This window comes from Paraburkholderia graminis C4D1M (assembly GCF_000172415.1).
In the GTDB taxonomy this organism is placed as follows: domain Bacteria; phylum Pseudomonadota; class Gammaproteobacteria; order Burkholderiales; family Burkholderiaceae; genus Paraburkholderia; species Paraburkholderia graminis.
Map to the genome: position 1 here is coordinate 137,071 of NZ_ABLD01000015.1, position 25,944 is coordinate 163,014.

The following is a 25,944-nucleotide window of genomic DNA, read 5'->3' on the forward strand; positions in this document are numbered from 1 at the left end:
GTTTCGACGCAGCGGGACGGCGCTTTTGAATAGGCCAGGCGCCGCCCTGCTCCAATCATAGCTGCGCGGCGCGTGCGCGAATAGCGGCGTGTCGAGATGCTGCGAAGCTATGGCTCAATAGAGCGTCCTTGCGCCTCGCCGCTCAATACGCGCTCAATACGCAAATTGCCGGTAGTTTTCATCGAAGGTGCGCGCGGTTTCTTCGACGACCGGATTAAAGCGCAACAAACGCCGCGAGCGCGGCGGCAGTTCGGCGAGCACCTTGCGCGGCACGTCGATATGCACTTCGGGCCGGAAATACCACCCGCGGCTATAGCCGATCACCACCATCGGACGCGGCACGCCGGTCAGATTCGGCGTGCCGCGATGCAGCCCGCGCACGTCGCGGATCATCACGTCGCCGACTTGCATCGGCACGCGCTCGGCTGGGAAGCGCCCCGCTTCCAGACCTTCCAATGCTTCTTCCCGCGAGATGCGATGCGTGCCGCGCGTCGTCTCGAGCGGCCCATTGCTATCGTCGACATCCACGAGCGGGAAGTTCACTGCAAGCTGAAACGACGGCGTTTCCGGCGCGTCGTCAAAGAGCGGCGGCGTATCGCGATGCCATTCCTGGAACTGCGAGCCGAGCACCGGCGTATCGGTGGCAAGCTGGCACATCACCGGATCGCGGCCCGCCACACGCTCCACGATACCGACGATGTCTTCATCGCAGACAATGGCCGGATCGGCAAAGAGGCCTTCGAACGGCAGCGTCACGTAATAGCGGCCGGGGCCGCGATTGCCGTTCGCGTCAGATTCGACATGAGGCGCGAGCAGCGGCGCAAATGCGTCGCGCCACGCTTCGATCGTCGCGCGCGGAAAGTGATTGCGCAACAGCACGAAGCCGTCGCGGTTGAACGCATCCGCGAGTGCGTCTCTCGTGCTTTCGTCGTAACGGGCCATGCGCGTCTCCTCCATGTCGGTTTGCAAAAAAGAATCGCATGCGTCGCTTTGGGTCGTCAATATTATTAGTAATACTCGGTGAAAACCCCGATCGAATGGGCGCCGATGCGCGTTGTTCATCGCTAATATTAGTGGTAAGTTTGCTGCACTCCAGCCGGCAAGCCCATGAAGAAGACGACCCAACGCCGCCCTACCATGACCGACATTGCGAAGCTCACCGGAGTCTCGCAATCGACGGTTTCACTCGTGCTCAACAACGCGAGCGGCGCGAAGTTCTCCGACGCCACGCGCGACAAGGTACTGCGCGCGGCCCAGGAACTCGGCTACCGGATGACGCAGCGCGAAACGAGCGCGCTGCCCTCGTTCGACACGGCACAGGGCGAACGCAACCTGATCGTCTATCTCGCCGATGAGATCTCCACGAGCCCGCATCCGGTCGTCAGCATCGACGGCGCGCGCGATGCCGCGTTCGCTCACGGCCGCATGCTCGCCGTGTATTCGACGCACGGCAACGCGGAGATCGAAGCCCGCGTGCTCGAAGCGACGCTCGGCAATGCGAACGTGCTCGGCGTGATCTACGCGACCGTGTACACCCGCCGCGTGACCGTACCCGCGGCGCTCGCGCGCGTGCCGACCGTGCTGCTCAACTGCTATTCGAGCGATGCCGATGTGTCGTCGGTGGTGCCCGCCGAAGTCGCGGGCGGCCACACGGCGACGGACTATCTGCTCGCGGCGGGACACAGGCGGATCGGTTATATCAACGGCGAGCCGTGGCAGGATGCGGCGCGCGATCGTCTGAAGGGTTATCGCACCGCTTTGGCGACGGCCGATTTGCCGTTCGCGCCGGAACTCGTGCGCGAAGGCGACTGGGGACCGGCGACCGGCTTCGAGGAAACGCTCTCGCTGATGCGCGAGCCGAATCCGCCGACGGCCATTTTCTGCGCCAACGATCTGATGGCGCTCGGCGCAATCGAAGCGCTCAAGCAGCTCGGCCTGCGCGTGCCCGACGATGTGTCCGTGCTCGGCTACGACGATCAGGAAATCGCGCGGCACACGCATCCGCCGCTATCGACCGTCGTGTTGCCGAACTACGAGCTTGGCAAATGGGCGGTCGACACGCTCTTGCAGGAAGAACACAACCGCGCGGCGGGCGCGCCCGTGCGGCGTCGCACGGTCAAGCTCGACGGACCGTTGATCGAGCGCGGCTCGGTCAAGGTCATCGCCGAAACGAAGCAACTCGCTATTAATAATATTAACGACTAGCCAGTGCATCTAGCTCTCTAGCTGGCGCTCTCGCAGCACGCAGTAGACCGGGCATCACAAGCATCGGCATTGACAAGAAGAGGCAAACCATCCTTATCGGAGGAAGACATGCTGTCGCTCACAAAGAAAACGGGCCTGCGCCCGATCGCTGCATCGTTTATCGCACTCGCTGCGCTCACCTTTTCCGCCGGCTTCGGCATCGCGCATGCCGCGGACGACGCGCTGCCGAAGATCCCGAACAAGAAGCCGCTGAGAGTCGGCTTCGCGCAGACGGAAAGCAATAACCCCTGGCGCCTCGCGGAGACGAGAAGCTTCAAGGAGATCGCCTCGAAGTGCGGCTGGCAGATGGTCATGACCGACGCGAACAGTTCCGCCGCCAAGCAGGTCGCGGACATTCAAAGCATGATCGCGCAGCACGTCGATCTGCTCGTGTTCCCGCCGCGTGAAGAGAAGCCGCTCGTGCCCGTCATCATGCAGGCGAAAAAGGCCGGCATTCCGGTGATTCTCGTCGACCGCAACGTCGATCAGTCGATGGCGAAAGCCGGCAAGGACTACATCACCTTCATCGGTTCGGACTTCATCGACCAGGGACAGCGCGCCGCCGACTGGCTCATCAAGGCGACCAATGGCAAGGCGACCATCATCGAACTCGAAGGCTCGACGGGCGCGTCCGCCGCGAACGATCGCAAGAAAGGCTTCGATGAAGTCATCGCCAAGAATCCGGGCATGAAGATCGTTGCATCGCAAAGCGGCGACTTTGCGCGCGACAAGGGCCGCCAGGTGATGGAGACGCTGTTGCAGGCGCATCCCGACGTGACCGCCGTCTATGCGCACAACGACGAAATGGCGCTCGGCGCGATCGCCGCGATCAAGGCCGCGGGCAAGCAGCCGGGCAAGGACATCCAGATCGTCACAATCGACGGCACCAAGGGCGGACTCGAAGCGATCAAGGCCGGCGAACTCGGCGCGAGCGTGCAATCGAGCCCGTTCTTCGGACCGCTCGCCTGCGACGTCGCGCAGAAGTACGCGAAAGGCGAAACGATCCCGCCGTGGGTCAAGGTCTCCGATCGCTTCTATGACAAGAGCAACGTCGACGCGAGCATGCAGTACGGCTATTGAACGACAGCTCTGTGCCTGCGCGGGCGCTTTTTCCAAAGCGCCCGCTTTGTCGTTTCAGTTCTTTCGATGATGGATGACGCACGATGGCTCAAGCTCCGTTGCTCGACATGCAGGACATCGACATCTCTTTCGGCGGTGTCGCCGCGTTGAAACGCGCGCGGCTGACCGTGACGGCGGGCGAAGTGCATGCGCTGATCGGTCAGAACGGCGCGGGCAAATCGACGCTCATCAAGATCCTCACCGGCGCGTATCGGAAAAGCGCGGGCACGATTCGCTTCGACGGACGCGAAGCCGATTTCCGCACGCCGAAGGAAGCGCGCGAGGCGGGCATCAGCACGATCTACCAGGAAATCAATCTGGTGCCGTTCCGCTCGGTCGCGGAGAACATCTTTCTCGGACGCGAGCCGCGCCGCTTCGGGCTGATCGACTGGAAAACCGTGCAGCGCCGCGCGGACGAACTGCTCGAATCGTTCGGACTGAAGATCGATGTGAAGAAGCCCGTACGCGAATATTCCACAGCGATTCAGCAGATGGTTGCGCTCGCACGCGCGGTGTCGTCGGATGCGAAGATGGTCATCATGGACGAGTCGACCTCGTCGCTCGATGAACGCGAAGTCGAGTTGCTGTTCAGCGTCGTGCGCCGTCTTCGCGATGACGGACGTGCGGTGATTTTCGTCTCGCATCGGCTGGACGAACTATATGCGCTGTGCGATCGCGTCACCGTGATGCGCGACGGGCAAACCGTCGCCGAAAGCGCGATGCAGGACATGGACAAGCTCAGGCTCGTCACGACGATGCTCGGCCGCACGCTCGCCGCCGTCGTGCATGAAGACAGCGCGGTCAAGGAAGCGAACCTCGCGAAGCGCGGCGGCCTCGCGCTGAGTGCGCAAGGACTGTCGGCCGGCGCAAAAGTCGCGGACGTGTCGCTCGATGTGCACGCGGGCGAAGCCGTCGGCCTCGCCGGACTGCTCGGCTCGGGCCGCACGGAAACGATGCGTTTGCTGTTCGGCGCGGATCGTCCGGAGAAAAGGCACGCTGTCGATGAATGGCGAGACCGTCGCGTGGAAGTCGCCGAAAGATGCGATCGCGCATGGCGTCGCGTATCTGACCGAGGACCGCAAGGCCGAAGGCATCGTGCCGGAGTTGTCGGTGCGCGACAACCTCACGCTCGTGTGTCTGCCCGCGCTCACGAAACGCGGCATCGTGGATGTCGCGCGGCAGAAAGAAATTGTCGATGGCTTTATCGAGTCGCTCGGCATCAAGCTGCGTTCCGCCGATCAGCCGATCCGCGAACTCTCGGGCGGCAATCAGCAGAAGGTGCTGCTCGCGCGCTGGCTCGCGACGCATCCGCGTCTGCTGCTGCTGGATGAACCGACGCGCGGCATCGACGTCGGCGCGAAGGCCGACGTCGCGAAGATCGTGCGCGAATTGCGCGATTCGGGCCTGGCGGTGCTGCTGTCGGCGTCGGAACTCGAAGAGCTCACGGCGGTCGCGGATCGCGCAGTCGTTATCCGCGATGGACAGACCGTCGCGCAGCTCGACGGCGCGCAGATGAACGAGGCCTCGATCATGGACGCAATCGCACACGGCGCGGGCGAGCGGTCGACGCTGGCCGAAGCGGTGGAGGAAGCCAAACATGATCGATGATACGCAACGCGCGGCGCAAATCGTCCACGCGCCCGCGAGGAAAAAACGCGGCGTCGCGATTCAGCGCGAGATCGTCGTGCTCGTCGCGATGATCGTCTTCAATCTGCTTTTCACGCCGCACTTCGTGTCGCTGCAAACCTTCAACGTCAACTTGACGCAAGTGGTGACGATCGTGATCGTCGGCATCGGCATGACGCTGGTGGTGGCCACAGGCGGCATCGATCTGTCGGTGGGCGCGTCGATGGCGATTGCCGGCGCGGTCGCGCCGATGCTCTTTATGAACATCGCGGGGCCGCCCGGCATTGCCCTCGCCTTCACGCTGCCGATCGTCGCGGCCGCGCTATGCGGCGTGTTCAACGGCCTGCTCGTCACGCGGCTTCGCGTGCAGCCGATCGTCGCGACGTTGGTGCTGTTCATCGCGGGACGCGGCATCGCGCAGGTCGTCACCGACGGCAGCCTGCAAGCCTTCTCCAATCCGGCGTTTCAATGGATCGCGCTCGGCAAGGTCGCGGGCGTGCCCTTCCAGATTCTGTTGATGCTCGCGCTCGTCGCCGTATTTACGTGGATCGTGCGCAAGACGCTGTTCGGCAAGTATCTGCTGGTGACGGGCGGCAATGAAGACGCGGCGTATCTGTCGGGCATTCCGACCGTGCGCGTGAAGATGATCGCCTATACCGTCTGCGCGGCGCTCGCCGGACTCGCCGGTCTGATTTCGATTTCGGTGAATTCGTCGTCGGATGCGAACGTCATCGGTCTGGGCGTCGAGTTGGATGCGATCGCGGCGGTGGCCGTCGGCGGCACGGCGTTGACAGGCGGCAAGGCGTATATCACCGGCACGCTGATCGGCGCGCTCATCATCCAGTTGCTGCGTTACACGCTGCTCGCGCACGGCATTCCGGATGCGGCGGCGCTGGTGCTCAAGGCGGCGATCATCATCGTCGCGGTGTACGTGCAACGCAAGCGAGGCTGACGCTCATGAAGAAGAATCTGCCCATTATCAGCGCGCTCGTTGCGCTGCTCGTGCTAGGCGTGACGCGCTACGAGCATTTCGCCGACGCGTACAACGTGCTTTCCTTTTGGCGCTACAACTCGATGTTCCTGCTGATCTCGATCGGCATGGCGTTCGTCATCATCACGGGCGGCATCGATCTTTCGGTAGGCGCGGTGGCGGCGCTCGCGAGTGTCGTGTCGGCGCTGGCGAGTCCGCATGGCGGCGTGGCCGCGGTGCTGGCGGGATCGTTAGCAGGGCTTGCTGTCGGCGTGCTCAACGGACTCGTCATCACGCGCATGCGTATTCTGCCGTTCATCGTCACGCTCGCGACGAGTCTCGGCGCGCATGGTCTCGCGCTGCTGCTCGGTCACAACGACGCGGTCGGCATCGCGTCCGATTCGAGCTTTGCGGGCTTCGGCCAGGGCGATCTGTTCGGCTTGCCGATTCCGGGCATCGTGTCCGCAGTCGCCGCGATTCTCGGCTGGACCGCGCTGCGCTCGTCGCGCTTCGGGCGGCATGCGCTGGCTATCGGCGGCAGCGAGGAAGCGTCGCGGCTCATGGGGCTCAACGTGGATCGCACGCTGGTCGCCGTGTATGCGGTGAGCGGTTTGCTCGCGGGCATTGCCGGCAGCATTCTCGCCGCGCAGTTCGGCGCGGGGCAGCCCAACGAGGGCGTCGGCTGGGAGCTGTTCGCGATCTCGGCGGTCGTGCTCGGCGGCACACGGCTGACGGGCGGCGAAGGCTCGATTGCGATGACGATTGCGGGCGTCGCACTGCTCGCGCTCGTCTTCAATCTGCTCAACTTCGAGAACGGGCTCGGCTATATCAGCTTGTCGGCTTACTGGCAGTCGGTGATTCGCGGCATGTTCCTGCTGCTTGTCATCGTGTTGCAGGCGCGCGTGCTGAACCGCAATCGCGGCGCGGTGAAACTCGCGCATTGAGTCGCAGCGCCGCGCAACCGCAGCCGCCCGTTAACCTTGCATCGTGAAGACAGTGCGCAAGCGGCTGCCGCTTTCGTTCCAGTGCGTTGCAAGTTCGGCCAGAGGAACGGCCTGCGTGGCGATCTCGAAGCGGGATGGAATCGCGGCATGCAACACCTCGCGCGTCGCGTTGAACAGCCGCTCGAGAGGAATGCTGCCAATTCCGCTGCCCATCAACATAATCGCCGATGCACGCAGCGCCGCGCCCGGCAGCGAGATGGTTGCGCCGCCAACCGAGCCGATCTGCACGAAGCGCATCGGATAACCACCCGGAAGCGACCGCGCCGCGCCGGTCAGCAGCGTGAGCGCGCTGGCGCCCCAGAGGTAATCGAGCACCACGTCCACACCTTCATGAAAGTGAGGCTCGAGCGCGCGCTGCAATGCCGACTCTTCCTGATCGAGCGAAAGCACGTAATCCGCGCCTACGGATGCAAGCGTGCTGAGCGTCCGCGGATGCCGCCCTGTTGCGATCACCTTCGCGGCCCCGAGATGTTTGGCGATCTGCACAGCCAGCCGTCCCGACGCGCCCGTCGCGCCGTTGATCAACACGGTCTCGCCGCGAGCGAAGTGCGCGCGTTCGGTGAGCGCTGCCCACGACGACATGCCGGGAATCGCCATCGCCGCGGCGATGACGGGATCGAGCGTCTCGGGGATCTCGATGCACTGGCTTTGCGCGACGACGGTTCGCTCGGCGAGGCCGCCCGACGGCTCCTTCGGCGCGAAGAAATACACGCGCTTGCCGTCCTCGCGGCGGCGGCCCACGCCGTCGATGCCCGCGACGAACGGCAGACGCGCCGATGACGAATAGTGCGTGCCGGACGCCCTGCCGCGCGTGATGTGACTGAGCGCCGAAGCCTCCACGTCGATTATCGCGTGACCGTCCGCGGGCGCGGGTTCGTCGACGTCGGAATACACCGGCATCTGCCCGGCTTGCATGACGACCGCTGCTTTCATGACCGCGCCTCGGTAGCCGAATGAGTCGGTGCCCCGCTATCGATCCACTCGCGCAACTGTGGATCGCGAATCATCACGAAGTCGAACAGGCCGGACGCGCGCAACGCCGGCAGCGCCTCGCGAATATCGGCGGCGGCCTGGCCGCGTGCGGTCTCGCTTGCGCTGGGATCGGTCCACACACGCGCGTTCGCAAAAAAAGCCGCGATCGTGCCCTTGCGAATCGTCACGCCGCCGACATCGACGGAATCGGCATGGTCGGGAAGAATCTGTTCGGCTCGCATCGTGATGAACTCCTCGAAGTGGTAGTGAGTTCAGTCTAGAGATGCAGTGCCGGGTCGTCTCAGGTATAAATGCCATTCGATACGGATTTCGAGCCATGACTATTCCGCTGATTCGTCCAGAACTGCTCACAGCGCCTGACGTGCCCTTTCTGATGGCGGGAGAACTCACGCAACGGGCGTCCCGCGAAGTGGCCTCGCACGCGCATGCACGCGGGCAGTTGATGGGCGCGTTGAGCGGCCTGGCGTCGGTCGGCGTGGGCCGGCAGCAATGGGTCGCGCCCGCCATTTACGCCATATGGGTGCCGCCGTATTGCGAGCATTCGATGCGCTCGCATGGTCCGTTTTCCGGCTGGAGCGTGTTCATTGCAGAGGAGCGGTGTGCCGGGTTGCCCGCGCAACCGCGGGCGATCCGCACGACGCCTTTGCTGCGCGCGGCCGTGCGCCGCGCGGCGAGCTGGACCGGCGCATTGCTCGATGCGCGGCAGGCGCGGATTGCCGAAGTCATCATGGATGAACTGGCGGCGTCGAAGGCCGAGTCGCTGAATTTGCCGAGCCCGGAAGACCCGCGGCTCATGCGCATCACCGACGCGCTGGCCGCCGATCTGTCCGACTCGCGACGTCTCGAGGAATGGGCCGAGTGGGCGGGACTGTCGCCGCGCACGCTGAGCCGGCGCTTCGTCGCCGAGACGGGACTCAGCTTTGCGCAGTGGCGCGCGCAGGCGCGCCTGCTTCGCGCGCTGGAACTCGTCGCCGAGGGCGTCAGCGTGACGACGATCGCGCTCGAACTCGGCTATGAAAACGTGAGCGCGTTTATCGACATGTTCAGGCGCGCGACCGGGACCACGCCGGGGCGTTATGCGGCGGCGGCGACGTCAAATCAAGAACCGGGCTGCGCCGCGTCTCGCGCGAGGGAAAACCCCTAAACCGCGCCACGTCCCCGCCCCACGCTGCTTTCACCGCTTCTTGCCGCGAATCGTTAGCCTCGCGATAACAAATGCTTGCCGAAGGTGATTGAAACCGGGTCTCTGTGTCCCATAGACTCGGCCATGCCCTAAAGAGCCGCGTTGTGCACGCAATGCTGGCTCGTAAGCGGTCAACCCCACCCGTTAGCAGCCCTTGCACAAAACGCGGGTAAGACACTAAAGCAAGAGAGTCGACCGCGGTCGACAGGAGACAACAGATGATCATCTACGGAACGGCGCTACTCGCTTTCTGCCACCTTGCGGGACTCTTTCTCGGCGATCTGCTCGGGGTCGCGATCGGCGTCAAGACCAACGTCGGCGGTGTCGGCATCGCGATGCTGCTGCTGATTTTCCTGCGGCTCTATCTGCACGGCAAAGGACTGCTGCCGAAAGAAACCGAGGCCGGCGTCGGCTTCTGGGGCGCGATGTACATCCCCGTCGTCGTCGCGATGGCGGCGAATCAGAACGTGGTTGCCGCGCTCAAGGGCGGACCGGTCGCGCTGCTTTCCGCGTTGGGCGCGGTGGCTGTGTGCGCCGTGTGCATCGCGGTGCTCTCGCGCACCGGACGCGACAGCACCTCGTTCATCAGCAGCCCGCAACCCGAAGAGATCTGACGCAGGAGCCAGCCATGATCCATATGATCGACAAAGTACTGATACAAAACGGCCTCGTCACTGCGTTCGCGCTCGTGGGACTCATCATGTGGGTGTCGTCGATGATTTCGCGCAAGCTCACGTTCGGGCGCGTGCACGGCTCGGCGATCGCCATCGTGATCGGGCTCGTGCTCGCGTATTTCGGCGGCGCGTTCACCGCGGGTCAGAAAGGTCTCGCCGATTTGCCGCTGTTCGCGGGCGTCGGCTTGATGGGCGGCGCGATGCTGCGTGACTTCGCGATCGTCGCGACCGCCTTCGAAGTGCAGGCCACCGAAGCGCGCAAGGCCGGGCTCATCGGCGTGCTGTCGCTGCTGCTCGGCACGGTGCTGCCGTTTATCGTGGGCGCAAGCGTCGCGCATGCGTTCGGCTATACCGATGCGGTCAGCATGACGACCATCGGCGCCGGCGCGGTCACATACATCGTCGGACCGGTGACGGGCGCGGCGATCGGCGCGAGCTCCGACGTGATCGCGCTCAGCATTGCAACGGGTCTCATCAAGGCGATCATCGTGATGATCGGCACACCGCTCGCGGCCAACTTCATGGGTCTCAAGACGCCGCGCTCGGCGATGATTTTCGGCGGCCTCGCGGGCACGGTCAGCGGCGTGAGCGCGGGACTCGCGGCGACCGACCGGCGGCTCGTGCCTTACGGTGCGCTGATCGCCACGTTTCATACAGGCGTGGGCTGCCTGCTTGGACCGTCGCTGCTGTTCTTCGCGACGCGCGCGCTGGTCGGCGGCTGAGCGGCGACGCAAATGCGCAGCCCTGGTTTATGTGTCAGCCTTCGTTTAGCCTTCGTTTCGCGTACGAAGACGGCACACGGCCATCAGCGCGAGCAGATTCGGGTCGCGCTCGCGCGCCCGCAAAAAACTCACGCCGATGGTCTGACGCATCCGGTATGGCGGTTTGAGCGCGATGAGCTGCACCTTGTCGCCGAACACGTCGCGCACGCGGCCCGGCAACAGCGTATAGCCGACGCCGCCGCTCACGAGGTTCATCAGCGAGAAAATGTCGCCGACTCGCATGGTCACGTTGGGCGTGAACTCCGCGACGCGAAACGCTTCCTGAAAGCCGTGATAGGTCGCGAAGCCCTCGCCGAGCGAGACGAAAGTTTCGTCACGGCAGTCGCGCAGATCGACCGCTTCGAGATTGGCATACGGCGAGTTGGCGGGCGCGGCAAAGAAAATGTCGTCTTCGAAAAGCGGAATGGATTCGATCTCGGGCTCGGCGTCGGGCAAGGCCATCAGCGCGGCGTCGATGGCGCCCTGCTTGAGCTTCTCGATCAGTTCGGCATTCGGGCCGAGCACGAGTTCGACTTGAAGCGCGGGCCGCCGCACCTTGATGTCGACGACGATGCCCGGCACCGTCCTGATGGTCAGCGAATAGAGCGAGCCGATCTTCAACCGGTCCGATGAATAGCCCGCCGCTTCGCGCGTCGCACGAATGCCGTCGGACATCAGCGTGATGACTTCCTGCGCGACATCGGCGAGCATTTGCGCCGCGTCGGTCGATCTGAGATTGCGGCCTTCGTGGCGAAACAGCGCGCAGCGCACGCCCTGTTCGAGCGAATGCAACGCGCGATGCACGCTGACCGTGCTCACGTTCAGCGCTTCGGCGGCCTTCGCGAGACTGCCGGTCTGCATGAAGGCGAGCAGCACTTCCAGTTTACGAAAGGTGATTTCGTCGTCGATTCGGTCGCGCATGTCGAGCTATGGAACGGTCGGAACCGTCCATTATCGGCTCGTGCGCGCCTGCTGCAAATAGCGTTAATCCCTCACGCGCCGGCGAGCTTGCGGCGCGTGCGTGCATACGTCATGTCGGAGCCGGCCGCGCTGTCAGTGGCGATGCTGATGATGCCGCAACCAGTTCCACACGGGCGCGTGGTCGAGTTGGCGCAGCAATTGTGCGCGGCGATGCTCCCGCCGATAGTGGCCGACCGCGAAGATGATGCCTATCGCGAGCACCGCGCAGCCCATTACGATGCTTACCAGTTGTTCGTCCATGACTACTTTCTCGTCAATATTTCGATGCAACGATGAGAGGTTCGCCGCCTAGCGTTTGCGCGCCACCGCGTTGAGCATGGAATGACCTGCACAAGTGACATGCAGGCGCTGGTGTCCGGAAGCGAGGTCTTCGAGTGCGACGAGTTGCCGTTCAAGCAGCGTGTCGAGTTCTTCGCGACACATATCGATCTGATCCGGAGCAGCCTTGACCAACATGAGGGTGGCAAACTCCTTGGGGCTTAGCATAGTTGTCTCTCTCCAATGTTCTATTAATGCAGACGGAAGAATCAATTACCGGCCGGTCTATCTGAAAAGATAAAATGGCGGGAAGTCTTTCCGCTTTATATTGTTTGCGGCAGCGATGCGCCGGGGAAATAATTGTAAACTGAAATGATGCAATTCCGCCGCATGAATAAATGGATCGGCGTGTGGGGGCCGATAGCGATGGTTTAAACATATGATATGCAATCGGCGACCAGGCGGGCACGCGGTGGATCGGGATAGGGCGACCGGGTAATTGAACGTTTGAAGCTGAAAACGGCTATTTATTTTTAATTCGCCCGCTTTCATTAAAACTTCTTAAAACGCGTTATTTAGCTATCGTGCATTTCGCGAATCGCGAATTACATCGCCGCATTCGAATAACGCGAATTTTTTTACGCCGCTATGGCGAGTTAATAGCCGCGCATGACGCGCGCGCGACCACTATCCGTTATCGCGGCGCGATCCTCGGCCGACGCGAACGTGCGGCACGCCACGGGCCGCGCAAGCGCGCCGGACGAGGATTGGCCGCGTGCCGTTGTTGCAGGCCGCCCTCGTTTTGCACCGAAGACATCCCGATGCCGGCGTCATGCTCGTCGTTGAATCCGCGGGCCGAGTCGATCGCGCGCAGCATCGTTTGCAGTTTTTTCAGCATCGCAGAAGAGGTTCCTCGTTAGGCCCACTCAAGCACTCAAGCACTCAAGCCGCATTAAGCCGCGCCAGCTCCGTATCGACCAGGAGCTTCTTCAACTCCGGCACGCACGAGCCGCAGTTGCCGCCCGCCTTCAGACACGCGGTGATGTCGGCGGCGCTTTTCAGGCCGTGCTCGCGTATCGCCGTGCATATCGTATTGCGCCCGACGCCGAAGCACGAACAGATGGTCGGCCCCGTATCGGCGCCCTTGCCGATCGACTGGCCGGAGAGCACGCCGATGCGGTCCGCGTCGTCGAGCTTGCCCTTTGCAAAGAGGCTCGCGAGCCATTCGCGCGCCGGCAGATCCGGGCGCGCCGAAAGAAACACGCAGTTCTCGATGCGATCGTCGACGACATGCACCGCGCGATAAACGCCTGCCGCGCGATCCTCGTATTCGAGCCAATCGGCGTGCGCATCGTCGACACCGAAGAGCGCCCGCGCCCACGCGCCGCGATCGCCCTCTTCTCCAGGCGGATTGCGGCCGGCCAGTTCATAGCGCACGAACTGCGTGCCTTGCACGCGCGTCCAGTACGTGACGCCGTCGAGAACCGGCGCGCGGCGGCTCAGCGAAAAGCCATGCCACGCGACATGAAACTTGTCGACGCGCACGGGCGTGTGCTTGAACTCGGGCTCGCCGGAAACCGGATCGACCGACGGATTCACCACGGCCCCGACGCGCGCGTCGGACGCCACCTGATCGTTCCAGTGAATCGGCACGAACACGCTGCCGCGCGGCATGCCGCCGCCGTATTGCACGCGTGCGACCATCGCGCCCCAACGGCTCGACACTCGCGCGAGGTCGCCTTCGCGCACGCCGCACAACAACGCATCCTGCGGATGCATGTCGACGAACGCCTCCGTCACATGGCCCGCGAGTTTTTCGGACCTGCCGGTGCGGGTCATCGTGTGCCACTGGTCGCGCACGCGGCCCGTGTTGAGCGTCAGCGGATAGTCGTCATCGGGCGCATTCGCGGGCGCGCGTGGCGGCGTGGCGATGAAACGCGCGCGGCCGTCCGCATGGCTAAAACGGCGATCGTCGAAAAGACGCGCGGTGCCGGGTGCGGTCGTGTCGCCGGCCGTGTCGCTGGCCATGTTGTTATTGGCGCGTACGGGCCATTGAACAGGCTGCAACGATGAGTAGCCGTCGCTGCCGAGGCCCACCAGCCCCGCCAGATTGAACGCGCGACGCACGCTGTCGCCGTGTTGGCTATGCGATTGGCTTTCGCTCTCGCCGTTGCGCCATGCACTCAACCGCGCATGCTCGTCGAAGATCTCCTGCTGGCTCGCGAATTCGAAGCCCGCATATCCCATGCGCTTTGCCACATCGCAGATGATTTGCCAGTCCGCGCGCGCCTCGCCCGGCGCTGGCAAAAATGCGCGCTGACGCGAAATCCTGCGCTCCGAATTCGTGACGGTGCCGTCCTTCTCGCCCCAGCCGAGCGCCGGCAACAGCACATGAGCGAACGCATTGGTGTCCGTGCGCTCGACAATGTCGGAGCTGACCACCAGTTCGCAACGCGCGAGCGCGCGCTTCGCCTGATCGCCGTCGGGCAGGCTCACGACCGGATTCGTGCCCATGATCCACACGGCCTTGACGCGTCCTTCCTCGATCGCCTCGAACAGCTCGACTGCTTTGAGCCCCGCGCGCGATGCAATAACCGGCGCGCCCCAGAATTGCTGAACGAGTTCGCGATGCATCGCGTCGTCGAGTTCGAGATGCGCGGCGAGCGTGTTCGCGAGACCGCCGACCTCGCGCCCGCCCATCGCATTCGGCTGTCCGGTGAACGAGAACGGCCCCATTCCCGGCTTGCCGATGCGCCCCGTCAGCAAATGGCAATTGATGATGCTGTTGACCTTGTCGGTGCCCGCGCTCGATTGATTGACGCCTTGCGAATAGACCGTCACGACGCGCTCAGTGCGCGCGAACAGGCGGTAAAACTCGAGCAGATCGTGCGGATCGACCTTGCACGCCTTCGCGCATTGGGCGAGATCGAAGGCCGCTGTCGTGCCCGATACTTCACCCTCAGAAGCAGCGGCCAGTGCCTGCGCAAAACCGTTGGTATGCGCATCGACAAACTGCGCGTCGATCGCACCATGCTCCGCGAGAAAACTGAGCAGCCCGTTGAAAAGCCGCACGTCGCTGCCGGCGCTCAACGGCAGATGCAGATCGGCCATCTCGCACGTCGCGGTATAACGCGGGTCGATCACGACGACTTTCATGTCCGGCCGCGCTTCCTTGATCTTGACGATGCGCTGGAACAGGATCGGATGACACCACGCCGTGTTCGAACCGACCAGCACCACGAGATCGGCGAGTTCGAGATCTTCGTAGCACACCGGCACCACGTCTTCGCCGAACGCCCGCTTGTGTCCCGCAACGGAAGACGACATGCAGAGCCGCGAATTCGTATCGATGTTCGCGCTGCCGACGTAGCCTTTCATCAGCTTGTTCGCGACGTAGTAGTCCTCGGTCAGCAACTGGCCCGATACGTAGAGCGCGACCGCATCCGGCCCGTGTTCGTCGACGATCCGGCGAAAGCCTCCCGCGACCGCATCGATTGCTTCGTCCCACGAAACATCGCGCAACGCGCCGCTCGCGCGCTCGCGCATCTTCGGATGAAGCAGCCGTCCTTCGAGCCCGATCGTTTCGCCGAGCGCCGAGCCTTTCACGCACAGGCGTCCAAAGTTCGCGGGATGCTGTTCGTCGCCGGCAATGTCATGGCCGCCGTCGGGGCGCGCGCTCGCGCGCACGCCGCAACCGACGCCGCAATACGGACAGGTGGTTCTGACAGCATCGCCGCTGCCGGACGTGCTCGAAATAGCGATGGGAAAACTCACGGTGTGTTCCAGGTCAGGCTGCCTGCGTCTCGCAGAGGGCTTTGCCGAACAGCAACTGGCTGCGCAGCGAGGAAATGTCGGTCCGGTTCTGGATCAGCTCGAAGTACCACGCGCCTTCGTTGACGTCGCCATACAGCACGGCGCCGATCACGCGGTTCTCTTCGATCACGAGGCGCTTGTAGACGCCGCGCCGCGGATCGCGCAGCACGAGGTCTTCGCTGTCCGGGCCGCCGATGAAGTCGCCGGCCGAATACAGTTCGACGCCGGTGACCTTGAGCTTGGTGGCAGTCGCGCGCTGCACGTAGCGGCGATGGCCCGCGCCCGCGAGATGCGCGCCGCACACGCGCGCCTGATCCCAGATCGGCGCAACGAGGCCGAAGGTCGCCGTGCGGTGCTGCACGCATTCGCCGACTGCGTAGACGCGCGGATCGTAGGTCTGCAACGTATCGTCGACGACAATCGCGCGCTCGCAATGCAGCCCCGCCTGTTTCGCGAGGTCGATGTTCGGGCGCACGCCGGCCGTCATCACGACGAGGTCTGCGGGAATCTGCGTGCCGTCGGCGAAACGCACGGCGCTCACACGATCCGGTCCGACGATCTCCGCGGTGTTCGCCTTCAGCAGGAAACGCAGGCCCTTGCGCTCGAGCGCCTGTTGCAGCAGGACCGACGCGCTGCGGTCGAGTTGGCGCTCCATCAGGCTGTCCATCACATGCACGACGGTTACCGACATGCCCTGGCGCATGAGTCCGTTGGCGGCCTCGAGCCCGAGCAATCCGCCGCCGATCACCACGGCATGCCGATGATTGCGCGCCGCCTCGAGCATTGTTTCGACATCCTGAATGTCACGAAACGCGATCACGCCAGGCAGATCGTGGCCCGGCACCGGAATCAGGAAAGGCTTCGATCCCGTCGCGATCAGCAGACGGTCATAGCCGACTTCCACGCCGCCTTGCGAACGCACGACGCGGCGCCTGCGGTCGATCGCGATCACCGGATCGCCCGCATAGAGGCGAATGCCGTTCTCGTCATACCAGTCGCGCGTATTGAGGATGATGTCGTCGACCGTCTTTTCGCCCGCGAGCACCGGCGACAGCAGAATGCGGTTGTAGTTGCCGTACGGCTCGGCGCCGAACACGGTGATGTCGTACAGATCCGGCGCGAGCTTCAGCAACTCTTCGACGGTGCGCATGCCGGCCATGCCGTTGCCGATCACCACGAGCCGCGGGCGGGCGGGCGCGGCGTGGGAGGCGTGCGCGGCGTGTGAGGCGCCTCCCGACAACTGTGCGTCGATCTCGTGTCTCATGCCGCGACCCACACCTTGCCGCTTTCCACCCGCACCGGATACGCGCTGACCGAATTCTCGGGCGCTTCGAGGCACTCGCCGGTGCGCAGATCGAAGTGATGCTTGTAGATCGGCGAGGCCACGACGATGCGCTCGCCGAGGCTGCCGATCAGCCCGCGCGACAGCACGGCCGCGCGCGAGCCCGGATCGAAGTTGTCGATGGCGTACACGCCGCCCTCACCGTCCGCGACGTGAAATACGGCGACCTGTCCGCCGTTGACGAGCGCGCAGACGCCCGTATTCGGAACGATGTCGTCGAGCGTGCAAACAGGCGTCCAGGTTTGCGGCAAGCGGTCGTGACTCATGGCGGAGTTCCTCTCGGCAACGTTCATGACAAAGGCTTCCTTCATTTGCGATGCGGTACGCGGCATGATGTGTCCGGCAATAAAAAAGCGTCCCGCGGATGCAATCGCCAGTGCGACTGTATTCGGGGGACGCCGTTGTCCAAAACCAGTGATCTAAAACAGAGTGCGTGCTGCAGATGAGCCGGATCGCCTTTGATCCGCAGCCACGTTAAATGCAAGGCTCATGCCATTAGGCGAGAACGCCGCGAAGGCCCCGCGCGGTGGGCTTCTGGCGAGTATTGGAGCGCGCGCCGTGCGCCGTGGGCTGGCGCATTCCGATGCATGAACGCGCGATGATGGTGCGGCGCAGCACCTTGGGCGTGCAACGCTGCCCGGCCGATGGGGCCACGCTCCGCGTCAGCAACGCGGCGTTGTCGAAGCCTCGGACGCAAGGGCGTCCGGCGAAGCGAGCCTCTGTGCGCGACGCACATCGACCGGCAGATCATTGTCTTTCGCGAAACGCATCACGAAGTCGAATGCGTCGGCACAGACAGCGCGCAGTTCGTCGGAAACGAAAAAGCATTTGATCCCGGCGTCGATCACAGGCATCGCGAGACGCGTACACGCGATATGAATGCCCGGCCGCTTTTCGCCGACGAAAAGCGTGATGACGCCGCCAAGACGCTCGGGCCAGTCGCCTGGCCGAAAGGTCTTCTGCGAATGCGTGATGCCCTTGATCAGATAGCCCTGAATAGCGCCTTCAATCGGCTCTTGTGTAGTCAGAGGTAGACGGTCCATGCGGGTCTACTCGCCTCCCGATGACGACCGGTCGGCGTCGCTCTCGTCGCCCGGCACATCGCGAGAGGCGATCTTGAGTTGCCGGAGCTTGTGATACAGCGTCTTTTTCGGCATGCCGAGTTCGACGCTGGCTTCCGCGACGTTGCCGTTGTGACGCCGCAGCATGTCTTCGATCAGCATGCGCTCGAAGTACGCAAGCTGTTCGCCGAGCGTGCCGCCCTTGCTTGCGTTGCCGCCAGGGGTCAGCAGGCTGTCGCCGGTTAGTCCCAGCACGAAGCGGTCGGCGACGTTCTGCAACTCGCGCACGTTGCCGCGCCACGGATGCGTCATCAGTTCGGAAAGCTGCGACGCCGATACGATGGGCGCGGGCTGCCCGAAACGGCGCGCGGCCGCGAGCACGAAATGCTCGAACAGCAAGGGCACGTCCTCGCGCCGTTCGCGCAACGGCGGCAATTCGATCTGCGCGACGTTCAGGCGATACAGCAGGTCCGCGCGAAACTGGCCCTCGGTGGAAAGCTGCATGAGGTCGGCCTTCGACGCGGCAACGATCCGGCAATCCACCGCTATAGGTTCGTTCGCGCCGAGACGCTCCACGGTGCGTTCCTGCAGCACGCGCAGCATCTTGATCTGCAACGACACCGGCATGGTTTCGATTTCGTCGAGAAAAAGCGTGCCGCCATGCGCCCATTCGATTTTGCCGATGCGCTTTTTGATCGCACCGGTGAAGGCGCCCGCTTCATGCCCGAACAGCTCGCTTTCGAAAATCTGTTCCGGCAAGCCGCCGCAGTTCAGCGCGACGAAATGCTTGTCGCGTCGCGCGCCGAACTCGTGCAGGCTGCGGGCGATCAACTCCTTGCCCGTGCCGGTCTCGCCGGTGATGAGCACCGACACCGACGTATCCGCGAGACGCAGTATCTTCTTGCGCACCTCGGCGATGGCGGGCGACTTGCCGAGCACGAGCGCTTCGATACCCTGCCAGTTATCGAGCGCGGCGCGCAAGCCCTGCACTTCGAGCGTGAGGCGGCGCTTTTCGACGGCACGCGCCACGCGCCGCGCAATATGGTCCGACGAGAACGGCTTTTCGATGAAGTCGTACGCGCCCACCTGCATCGCGCCGACGGCGGTGGAAATATCCGCGTGTCCGCTAATCAGAACGACCGGGATTTGCGGGTCGATCGCCATGACCTTGTCGAGCAACTGCAAGCCGTCGATGCCCGGCATTCTCACGTCGGATACGATCACGAGCGGCGCGCCCGGCGCGACTTCGGCGAGCGCATCGGCCGCGCCCGCGTAAGCGGACACGGGCAGGCCCGCGAGCTCGACGGCCTGCTGGACACCGAAGCGCACGTTCTCGTCGTCCTCTACCACGAGAACGCGAATTTCATCTCCCATCGACAACTCCCTTCGCTGACGCAAACTCGATATTGAAGCGCGCGCCGCCTTCATCGCGATTGGCAGCGGAAATTTTCGCGCCGAACGCTTCGACGATACGCGAGGTAATCGCAAGCCCAAGCCCGAGGCCGTGGCCTCGCGGCTTCGTCGTGACGAACGGCTCGAACAGATGCTCGAGCACTTCGGGCGCGATGCCGGTGCCGCTGTCCGAAATCGAGAACAGCACGCGGCTATTGTCGACGGACTCGGTTGCTTCGAGCGTAATCACGCGCTGCTCCTGTTCGCGGACCGCATCGAGCGCATTGCCGAGCAGATTGACGATCACCTGCTGCAACTGGCTCGCCTCCGCACACACGAGCGTGCCCGGCGCGATTCGCACGTCGACTTGCACGGCCTCGTCGCGGATTCGCGCGTCGTAAATGAGCCGCGCATGCGCCACCGCTTCGTTGAGCGACACGGCCACGCGCTCGACAACCGGCTTGCGCGCAAACGCTTTCAATTCGCCGGTGAGCGTGGCCATGTTGTCGACGAGACGCGACACGCGCTCGAGATTCGTGATCGCGTGCGCCGGCTGATCGCGTTCGAAAAACGTGCGCGCGTTATCGCACAGCGTGCGGATCGCGACGAGCGGCTGACTCAGCTCGTGCGTGAGACCCGCGGCCATCTGGCCGAGCACCGCGAGCTTGCCCGCATGCACGACTTCCTGCTGCGACTCGCGCAAGCGCTCTTCAGTCCGTTTGCGCTCGACGATCTCCTGCTGCATCCGTTCGTTCGTTTGCGTGAGCGCCGCGGTACGTTGCGCGACGGTCGCCTCGAGTTCGTCGTTGGCGCGGCGCAATGCATCTTGCGCTTTCAGCTTCTCGGCAATCGTGCGACGACGCTGCACCGCGTAAAGCGCATAGAGGCCGGCGATCAGAAAGCCGCCCGTCACGAAGCCGAGCGCAAGCTCCTGCTGACGCCGCGCGCCCGCGACGTCGAGCAGCACCATGATCGAGTCGCCCGCTTGTGGCGCGGGCCGCGACATCGCGAGATAACGCGTGGTGTGACCAGGGCGGCGCGGGTCAGGAAAGCGGCCGAGCCACGCACTTGCGCCCCACTCGCCGATGCGTCGATATTGAAGCGGCTCCACGAGGCGGCCCGCGTATTGCCGCGACGCCTGAATCTCGCGCTGCTGTTCCGAAGTGATGGGCCGCAGCGCAGTGAATTTCCACGCCGCCACCGTCGAGATGACGATCACGCCGTTGTGGTCGATGACCATCGCCGCCTCATTCGGCCGGCGCCACGCCGACTCGAGTTCGTCGACGCTGATCTTCACCGCGGCCGCGCCGATCGCCTTGCCGCGGTCCCGCACGGCGCTCGCGAAGTAAAGCCCCGGAATGCCGGTATTGGTGCCGATGCCGAAGAAGCGCCCGTTGCCGCGCGCGAGTGCATCCTTGAAGTAAGGCCGGTACGACACGTTAGTCCCGACGAAGCTCAGCGGCTGGTTCCAGTTGCTCGCGGCGATCACCGAGCCTTGCAGATCGATCACGTCGACCGCGACGCTGCCCGCCTCCTGGTTGACCGCTTCGAGATACGTATTGACGCCCTGCACCAGCGCTGGGGACGCGTGCGGCCCGGCGTTGAGCAACGCACGCACGCTGTCCTGTCGCGCGACGATCGCGGGCATCATCTCGAAGCGCCCTAGTTCGCTTTTCAGGCTCGCGCCGTACAGGTCGAGCTGATGCGCGCCGGCCTCGGCGAGCGCGTCGATGGCGCGATTCCACGCGAGTTCGATTGCCGCCGCGGCCATGCCGGCATACAGCAGTGCCGCGACCGCCCACACCCACAGCGGTATCCCTCTTATTCTCACTTGATGTTCGACCTCGCGAATACCCGATGCCCGACGACGCCAGCCGCGCGCCGCACCGGAACGCGACGCGTCAGACACCATGCGCGACCGCAATCAGCGTAACCGTGACGACGATCGCACCGCCGATGCGCGTGGCGATCTGCGCGAACGGCATGAGTTGCATGCGGTTGGCCGCGGTCAGGATCGCGACGTCGCCGGTGCCGCCCTGCCCGCTGTGACATGCGTTCACGATCGCGGTGTCGATAGGGTACATCTTAAGCTTGCGGGCAACCAGAAAACCGGTGCCCATCAGCGTCGCCACGGTCGCGACGATCGTCACGATATTGGCGATGGTGAAGGCGGCCATCAGCTTGTCCCACGGCGTCATCGCGACGCCGATGGCGAACAGCAGCGGATACGTGACCGCGGTCGAGAAGAACTTGTAGACGACGAACGCGCCTTCCTGCAATTGCGGCGACACGGCGCGCGCGAGCTTGACCAACACGGCGAGAAACAGCATCGCGACCGGCGCGGGCAAGCCGAACAGATTGCGGCACATCAGGCCGAGCAGATACAGCGTGATCGCGGTGATGCCGGCCGCCGCGATATGCGTGACGTCGATATGGCCGCGGATTTCTTCTTCGGCGGGCGCCATTTCGTCGGTCTCGCCGACTTGCAGACGTCCGTCGCCGGTGAGATGCGGAAAGCGCTTGCCGAGCATGTCGAGCGCACCCGACAGAACGATCGCAGTGAGGCTGCCGAGCATGACGGGCGGCAGCACTTGCGCGAACAACTCGCCTTGCGGCAGATGCATGATTTCCGAATAGCCGATCGACAGCGGAATAGCGCCTTCACCGACACCGCCGGCCATGATCGGCACGACGATATACAAAAGCGTATGGCGCGCGCCGAGCCCGAATGCCGCGCCGACCGCAATGCCGACAATGGCCGCGGCCAGCGAACCCAGCGCAAGCGGCACGAAAATCTTCACGAAGCCGCGGATCAGCACGCGCCGGTCCATGCTCAGAATGCTGCCGACGATAATCGACGCAATGAAGAGATACAGGAAGTTCGTCGACTTCGTGAACTCGGTCGTGAGATGAAGAATCGGCTTCGGCAGCACGTGGTAGTACGTGAGCGCCGACGGCACGAACGTCGCGCAGATTGCGGCCGCGCCGATGTTGCGCAGAAGCGGCAGACGCTTGCCAAGCTCCGCGCAGGTGAAGCCGAAGAATGCGAGCACGGCGATTGCCATCGAAATCTCGCCTGGCATCTTGCCCGTCACCGCAAAGCCGACGATCAGCGCGAGAAGAATGAAATAGACCGGCAGCGGGATGATGCCGATGCGGTATTCCATCAGCTTCCACCAGCCTTCTGGCCAGAAGCGGGTCTTTTCGTTGGACAACGGCGCGGCTTCGAGCGCGGGCGTGGAACGCGAAGCGTCCTGGGTATGGGCGGGTGTGGACAAAACATGTCTCCTTGCTTTGGCGCGCCGCGGTGGCATGGCGGCGTCGCGTTTCGATGCGGATGTCGGCGCATCCGGCTGCGGCTCTTCGAGCCAGGTGCTGGATAAGCTCGGGGAAAACCCGGGCCGATCCGTGGAAAATATTGTGGAAAGCGGGAAGCGATGCGCGCGGGTTAGCGCCGCGCGGGTCGATGAGAGTTGGGCTGGGTCATGAGTGTCTCCGTGAGGATCTCGAATCTTGTGGATTGCGCTCTGGGCGCTCTTGTAGGGGTATAAGGCAAGGCCTATGCCAATGGCGGCCTGATTGCGGATATGTTTTAAGCCATTGATCTAGCGGGCTTTTTTGTGACGTGAGCGGACACCGCAAGCCCCGTGTTCCGAGACTTCAGAATTCGCCGCGGTGGGCAGGCTGAGAGTTCAGCCGTGAGCGTGTGGATGAGCGCGATCCTCTGACGAAAGGAGCGAGCGGCGCGAAGGCCATCTTCGATTGCGTGCTTTCGATATGCGCAAACATTGGTTGGATTTGCGCGGGCGTCGATTTAACGTCGCGAGTTCAACGCGCACCGTGCGCCGCATCTTTCACGCAGAGAGCAAAGACCGATGACCACACGCAAAGATTCGATCGATACACGCAGGCGCCGCCTTCTGCACGGCGCGGCAGCCGGTTTGACGGGCGCCGCGCTCGGCGGCGTACTTTCGCCGATCGCGCCGTTCACGGGCGGCTCCGCTCACGCGCAAGGCGACAGCAAGCGCATCCGCATCGGCTATCAGAAGTACGGCAACTTCGTCGTGCTGAAGGCGCGCGGCACGCTGGAAAAGCGGCTGGCAAGCGAAGGCGTCGCGGTGCAGTGGCTCGAATTTCCGGCCGGCCCGCAGTTGCTCGAAGGATTGAATGCCGGTGCCGTCGATGTCGGCACGGTCGGCGAAACGCCACCCATTTTTGCGCAGGCTGGCCGCGTGGACTTCGTTTATATCGGCAACGAGCCGCCCGCGCCGCGTGGCGAAGCGATCGTCGTCCCGCAGGATTCGCCGATTCGCACGGTGGCGCAATTGCGCGGCAAGAAGGTCGCCTTCAACAAAGGCTCGAATGTGCACTTCCTGCTCGTGAAGGCGCTGCAGCAGGCGGGACTGACGTACGCGGACATCGAGCCGGTCTACCTGACGCCCGCCGACGCGCGCGCCGCGTTCGTGCAAGGCAGCGTGCACGCGTGGGTGATCTGGGACCCGTACCTCGCCGCGATCGAGCGGCAGGCGAATGCGCGCACCATCGCGAATGGCGACGGGCTCGTGCGCAATACGCAGTACTACGTCTCGGCGCGCAAGTTCGCGACGGCGCAACCGCGCCTGCTGAATGCGCTGCTCGAGGAAGTGAACGCCGTCGACAGTTGGGGACGCGACAACGTGGCCGAAGTGGCGAGCCTGCTGTCCCCGCTCGTGGGCCTCGACGCGGCCACGCTCGAAGTCGCGCTCAAGCGCACCGGCTACGGCGTACAGCCGATCACCGATGCAACCCTCGCCTATCAGCAGCAGATCGCCGACACGTTCAGCGCGCTGAAGCTGATTCCCGGCAAGCTAAGCGTGGTGGACGCGCGTTGGAAGACGAGCTGATTTGAGGATGTGCGTCCGCGCGCGCCGCATCGTGTGGCGCGCGACGCGCTGCACGTGTGAGACTACCCGGCCGTTCCGTTGTACGCTGCGCGCAGCGCCGCGACGTCGAACTTCACCATTTTCATCATCGCCTCGGCGGCGCGCCGCGCCTTCTCCGCGTCGGGGTCGCCCATCATGCCGATCACATCGTTCGGCGCGATCTGCCATGAGACGCCGAAGCGGTCTTTCAGCCAGCCGCATGCCTCGGGCACACCGCCGCCTTCCAGAAACGCGTCCCAGTAACGGTCGATTTCGGCCTGATCGGCGCAATTGACCAGGAACGATACCGCGTGATTGAACGGGTCTTTGCCGCTCGAACTCATTGCGAGAAACGGCTGTCCGAATAGCACGAAGTCGACGACTTTCGTGGAGCCGGCGCTCGGCACCTCCGTGACGCGAACCACGCGCGAGTCCGGAAAGATGCTCGTGTAGAAAGCCGCAGCCTCTTCGGCCTCGTTCAAATACCAGAGAAACGGGGTGATCTTCTGAATCGTCATGGCGAGTCTCCTGTCAGGATCGGTCAAATGGCGGCCGAGCCGCATGCCGCTATTAGAACGACGAAGGAGGATCATCCGAATCGACACGACGGCAATAAAAAATTTTCGCCTGCCGTGGCCTCGATTTGACGTGCCACCTTCGCCGTTGCATCCGGCCGATTATAGACAGCGGAGCACTGCGCGATGTTGATAGCGATCCGGCATGATCGCCATGCACCAATCTTTGTGCGGCGGCAAGGGGTTCGCCCTGGCCGCCGCTTGCGATCATGCCGTGAAGCGACGCATCAAACGATGGTCAGCGTCACGTCGATGTTGCCGCGCGTTGCGTTCGAATACGGGCAAACGATATGCGCCTTGTCGACGAGCGCCTGAGCGGCGTCGCGCGGCATGCCGGGCAATGCGATCTTCAGTTCGACTTCGATGCCGAAACCGTTCGGAATCGCGCCGATACCCACGCTCCCGTCGATCGAAACATCGGCAGGAATCGCGATCTTGTCGCGCGCGGCGACGAATTTCATCGCGCCGAGGAAGCACGCGCTGTAGCCGGCCGCGAACAGTTGCTCGGGATTCGCGCCGTCGCCGCCTGCGCCGCCGAGTTCGCGCGGCGTGGTCAGCTTGAAGTCGAGCTTGCCTTCGGGGACGATGGCGCGGCCATCGCGGCCTCCGGTAGCGTGAGCATGAGCGCGATACAGAACTTTTTCGACCGACATGGTGAAGCTCCTTAATGAACAGGTTTAAAGTCGCCTATCTATGTACAGATAGATGCGATTGCACAGTCAAACGGGCTTTATAAAACTACCACTTACATCATTCAAAGTCTATCTATCACAAGATAGACAACACACCGAAAAAAAACAGACGTGCCGCTTTCGGATATGCCCGCCTCACGTCTTACCGAGCTATCCTTACCGACGCCTCGACATCATCCAACCGGGCCTTGGTATTGAATAACCGGCTCGCCAACACGCTACCTTGAAACGCCGCAAAGAGCGCGCGCGCCGCGTTTTCAGGCTTGCCGTTCACTGCGAGCGTACCCGCTTTCGAGCCTTCCGCGAGCACCTTCGCGAGCCACTTCTCGTTCGCCTTGAAGAATGCCTGCAATCG

24 protein-coding genes and 2 pseudogenes are annotated in these 25,944 nt (G+C 63.6%); 9 read left to right on the forward strand and 17 right to left on the reverse strand.

Annotation, left to right across the window (positions count from 1 at the left end):
* Window positions 1–153: 153 nt before the first annotated feature.
* Entirely contained in the window at window positions 154–942 is a 789-nt protein-coding gene (locus BGRAMDRAFT_RS22080) for a phytanoyl-CoA dioxygenase family protein (protein WP_006051053.1), read from the reverse strand.
* A gap of 165 nt (window positions 943–1,107) precedes the next feature.
* Between BGRAMDRAFT_RS22080 and BGRAMDRAFT_RS22085 the strand changes: the two genes are divergently transcribed.
* The 5 genes and pseudogenes from BGRAMDRAFT_RS22085 (at window position 1,108) to BGRAMDRAFT_RS22105 (ending at window position 6,903) form a co-directional block, all read left to right on the forward strand.
* Window positions 1,108–2,205, forward strand: coding sequence for a LacI family DNA-binding transcriptional regulator (locus BGRAMDRAFT_RS22085; RefSeq protein ID WP_006051054.1), 1,098 nt, complete (start codon window positions 1,108–1,110; stop codon window positions 2,203–2,205).
* A gap of 108 nt (window positions 2,206–2,313) precedes the next feature.
* Window positions 2,314–3,324 (forward strand): ABC transporter substrate-binding protein, encoded by a 1,011-nt coding sequence (locus tag BGRAMDRAFT_RS22090; RefSeq protein ID WP_006051055.1) that lies wholly within the window; start codon window positions 2,314–2,316, stop codon window positions 3,322–3,324.
* Window positions 3,325–3,407: 83 nt separating this feature from the next.
* Window positions 3,408–4,971: pseudogene (locus BGRAMDRAFT_RS22095) on the forward strand (sugar ABC transporter ATP-binding protein).
* Window positions 4,961–5,941 carry an ABC transporter permease gene (locus BGRAMDRAFT_RS22100; protein ID WP_006051058.1) on the forward strand — a complete coding sequence of 327 codons (981 nt, stop codon included), beginning with the start codon at window positions 4,961–4,963 and terminating at the stop codon, window positions 5,939–5,941. Before BGRAMDRAFT_RS22095 ends, BGRAMDRAFT_RS22100 begins: the two are co-directional and overlap by 11 nt.
* A gap of 5 nt (window positions 5,942–5,946) precedes the next feature.
* Window positions 5,947–6,903: an ABC transporter permease gene (locus BGRAMDRAFT_RS22105; RefSeq protein WP_006051059.1), complete on the forward strand. Its 957-nt coding sequence runs from the start codon at window positions 5,947–5,949 to the stop codon at window positions 6,901–6,903.
* A gap of 30 nt (window positions 6,904–6,933) precedes the next feature.
* Here BGRAMDRAFT_RS22105 and BGRAMDRAFT_RS22110 read toward each other — a convergent pair whose 3' ends face one another.
* The gene (locus tag BGRAMDRAFT_RS22110; RefSeq protein WP_006051060.1) at window positions 6,934–7,896 is read right to left on the reverse strand and encodes a quinone oxidoreductase family protein; all 963 of its coding nucleotides are present in this window, start codon (window positions 7,894–7,896) and stop codon (window positions 6,934–6,936) included.
* Complete coding sequence (locus tag BGRAMDRAFT_RS22115) at window positions 7,893–8,177, reverse strand: hypothetical protein (RefSeq protein WP_006051061.1); 285 nt, start codon at window positions 8,175–8,177, stop codon at window positions 7,893–7,895. The genes BGRAMDRAFT_RS22110 and BGRAMDRAFT_RS22115 overlap by 4 nt, the downstream gene beginning before the upstream one ends.
* 95 nt (window positions 8,178–8,272) lie before the next feature.
* Between BGRAMDRAFT_RS22115 and BGRAMDRAFT_RS22120 the strand changes: the two genes are divergently transcribed.
* The 3 genes from BGRAMDRAFT_RS22120 (at window position 8,273) to madM (ending at window position 10,535) form a co-directional block, all read left to right on the forward strand.
* Complete coding sequence (locus BGRAMDRAFT_RS22120; protein WP_006051062.1) at window positions 8,273–9,100, forward strand: AraC family transcriptional regulator; 828 nt, start codon at window positions 8,273–8,275, stop codon at window positions 9,098–9,100.
* Between the two features lie 257 nt (window positions 9,101–9,357).
* A complete protein-coding gene (gene madL / locus BGRAMDRAFT_RS22125; RefSeq protein ID WP_006051063.1) occupies window positions 9,358–9,753 on the forward strand; it encodes a malonate transporter subunit MadL in 396 nt (131 codons plus the stop codon).
* Window positions 9,754–9,767: 14 nt separating this feature from the next.
* Complete coding sequence (gene madM, locus BGRAMDRAFT_RS22130; RefSeq protein ID WP_006051064.1) at window positions 9,768–10,535, forward strand: malonate transporter subunit MadM; 768 nt, start codon at window positions 9,768–9,770, stop codon at window positions 10,533–10,535.
* A 45-nt stretch (window positions 10,536–10,580) separates the two neighbouring features.
* Here the strand turns inward: madM and BGRAMDRAFT_RS22135 are convergent, their stop codons facing one another.
* The 11 genes from BGRAMDRAFT_RS22135 to BGRAMDRAFT_RS22180 form a co-directional block, all read right to left on the reverse strand.
* Window positions 10,581–11,495, reverse strand: coding sequence for a LysR family transcriptional regulator (locus BGRAMDRAFT_RS22135; protein WP_006051065.1), 915 nt, complete (start codon window positions 11,493–11,495; stop codon window positions 10,581–10,583).
* A gap of 132 nt (window positions 11,496–11,627) precedes the next feature.
* A complete protein-coding gene (locus BGRAMDRAFT_RS35050; protein ID WP_006051066.1) occupies window positions 11,628–11,795 on the reverse strand; it encodes a hypothetical protein in 168 nt (55 codons plus the stop codon).
* A gap of 48 nt (window positions 11,796–11,843) precedes the next feature.
* Window positions 11,844–12,041, reverse strand: coding sequence for a hypothetical protein (locus tag BGRAMDRAFT_RS22140; protein WP_006051067.1), 198 nt, complete (start codon window positions 12,039–12,041; stop codon window positions 11,844–11,846).
* 466 nt (window positions 12,042–12,507) lie between these two features.
* The gene (locus BGRAMDRAFT_RS22145; protein WP_006051068.1) at window positions 12,508–12,711 is read right to left on the reverse strand and encodes a hypothetical protein; all 204 of its coding nucleotides are present in this window, start codon (window positions 12,709–12,711) and stop codon (window positions 12,508–12,510) included.
* Between the two features lie 44 nt (window positions 12,712–12,755).
* Entirely contained in the window at window positions 12,756–15,587 is a 2,832-nt protein-coding gene (locus BGRAMDRAFT_RS22150; RefSeq protein ID WP_006051069.1) for a nitrate reductase, read from the reverse strand.
* A gap of 13 nt (window positions 15,588–15,600) precedes the next feature.
* Window positions 15,601–16,890, reverse strand: a complete 1,290-nt coding sequence (locus BGRAMDRAFT_RS22155) for an NAD(P)/FAD-dependent oxidoreductase (RefSeq protein WP_006051070.1) — start codon at window positions 16,888–16,890, stop codon at window positions 15,601–15,603.
* Window positions 16,887–17,234, reverse strand: a complete 348-nt coding sequence (gene nirD, locus BGRAMDRAFT_RS22160) for a nitrite reductase small subunit NirD (protein WP_006051071.1) — start codon at window positions 17,232–17,234, stop codon at window positions 16,887–16,889. The genes BGRAMDRAFT_RS22155 and nirD overlap by 4 nt, the downstream gene beginning before the upstream one ends.
* Before the next feature lie 396 nt (window positions 17,235–17,630).
* On the reverse strand, window positions 17,631–18,011 hold the full coding sequence (locus BGRAMDRAFT_RS22165; protein ID WP_006051072.1) for a DUF3579 domain-containing protein: 381 nt from the start codon (window positions 18,009–18,011) through the stop codon (window positions 17,631–17,633).
* 6 nt (window positions 18,012–18,017) lie between these two features.
* Complete coding sequence (locus tag BGRAMDRAFT_RS22170) at window positions 18,018–19,403, reverse strand: sigma-54-dependent transcriptional regulator (RefSeq protein ID WP_006051073.1); 1,386 nt, start codon at window positions 19,401–19,403, stop codon at window positions 18,018–18,020.
* Entirely contained in the window at window positions 19,393–21,333 is a 1,941-nt protein-coding gene (locus BGRAMDRAFT_RS22175) for a sensor histidine kinase (RefSeq protein ID WP_006051074.1), read from the reverse strand. Before BGRAMDRAFT_RS22175 ends, BGRAMDRAFT_RS22170 begins: the two co-directional genes overlap by 11 nt.
* On the reverse strand, window positions 21,323–22,699 hold the full coding sequence (locus BGRAMDRAFT_RS22180; RefSeq protein ID WP_006051075.1) for a 2-hydroxycarboxylate transporter family protein: 1,377 nt from the start codon (window positions 22,697–22,699) through the stop codon (window positions 21,323–21,325). Before BGRAMDRAFT_RS22180 ends, BGRAMDRAFT_RS22175 begins: the two co-directional genes overlap by 11 nt.
* Window positions 22,700–23,296: 597 nt before the next feature.
* Between BGRAMDRAFT_RS22180 and BGRAMDRAFT_RS22185 the strand changes: the two genes are divergently transcribed.
* A complete protein-coding gene (locus tag BGRAMDRAFT_RS22185; RefSeq protein ID WP_006051076.1) occupies window positions 23,297–24,304 on the forward strand; it encodes a sulfonate ABC transporter substrate-binding protein in 1,008 nt (335 codons plus the stop codon).
* A gap of 62 nt (window positions 24,305–24,366) precedes the next feature.
* Here the strand turns inward: BGRAMDRAFT_RS22185 and BGRAMDRAFT_RS22190 are convergent, their stop codons facing one another.
* The 3 genes and pseudogenes from BGRAMDRAFT_RS22190 to BGRAMDRAFT_RS22200 all read right to left on the reverse strand — a co-directional run.
* Window positions 24,367–24,840, reverse strand: coding sequence for a VOC family protein (locus BGRAMDRAFT_RS22190; RefSeq protein ID WP_006051077.1), 474 nt, complete (start codon window positions 24,838–24,840; stop codon window positions 24,367–24,369).
* A 284-nt stretch (window positions 24,841–25,124) separates the two neighbouring features.
* A complete protein-coding gene (locus BGRAMDRAFT_RS22195; RefSeq protein ID WP_006051078.1) occupies window positions 25,125–25,550 on the reverse strand; it encodes an organic hydroperoxide resistance protein in 426 nt (141 codons plus the stop codon).
* A gap of 181 nt (window positions 25,551–25,731) precedes the next feature.
* A pseudogene (locus tag BGRAMDRAFT_RS22200) lies at window positions 25,732–25,944 on the reverse strand (TetR/AcrR family transcriptional regulator C-terminal domain-containing protein); the annotation flags it as partial.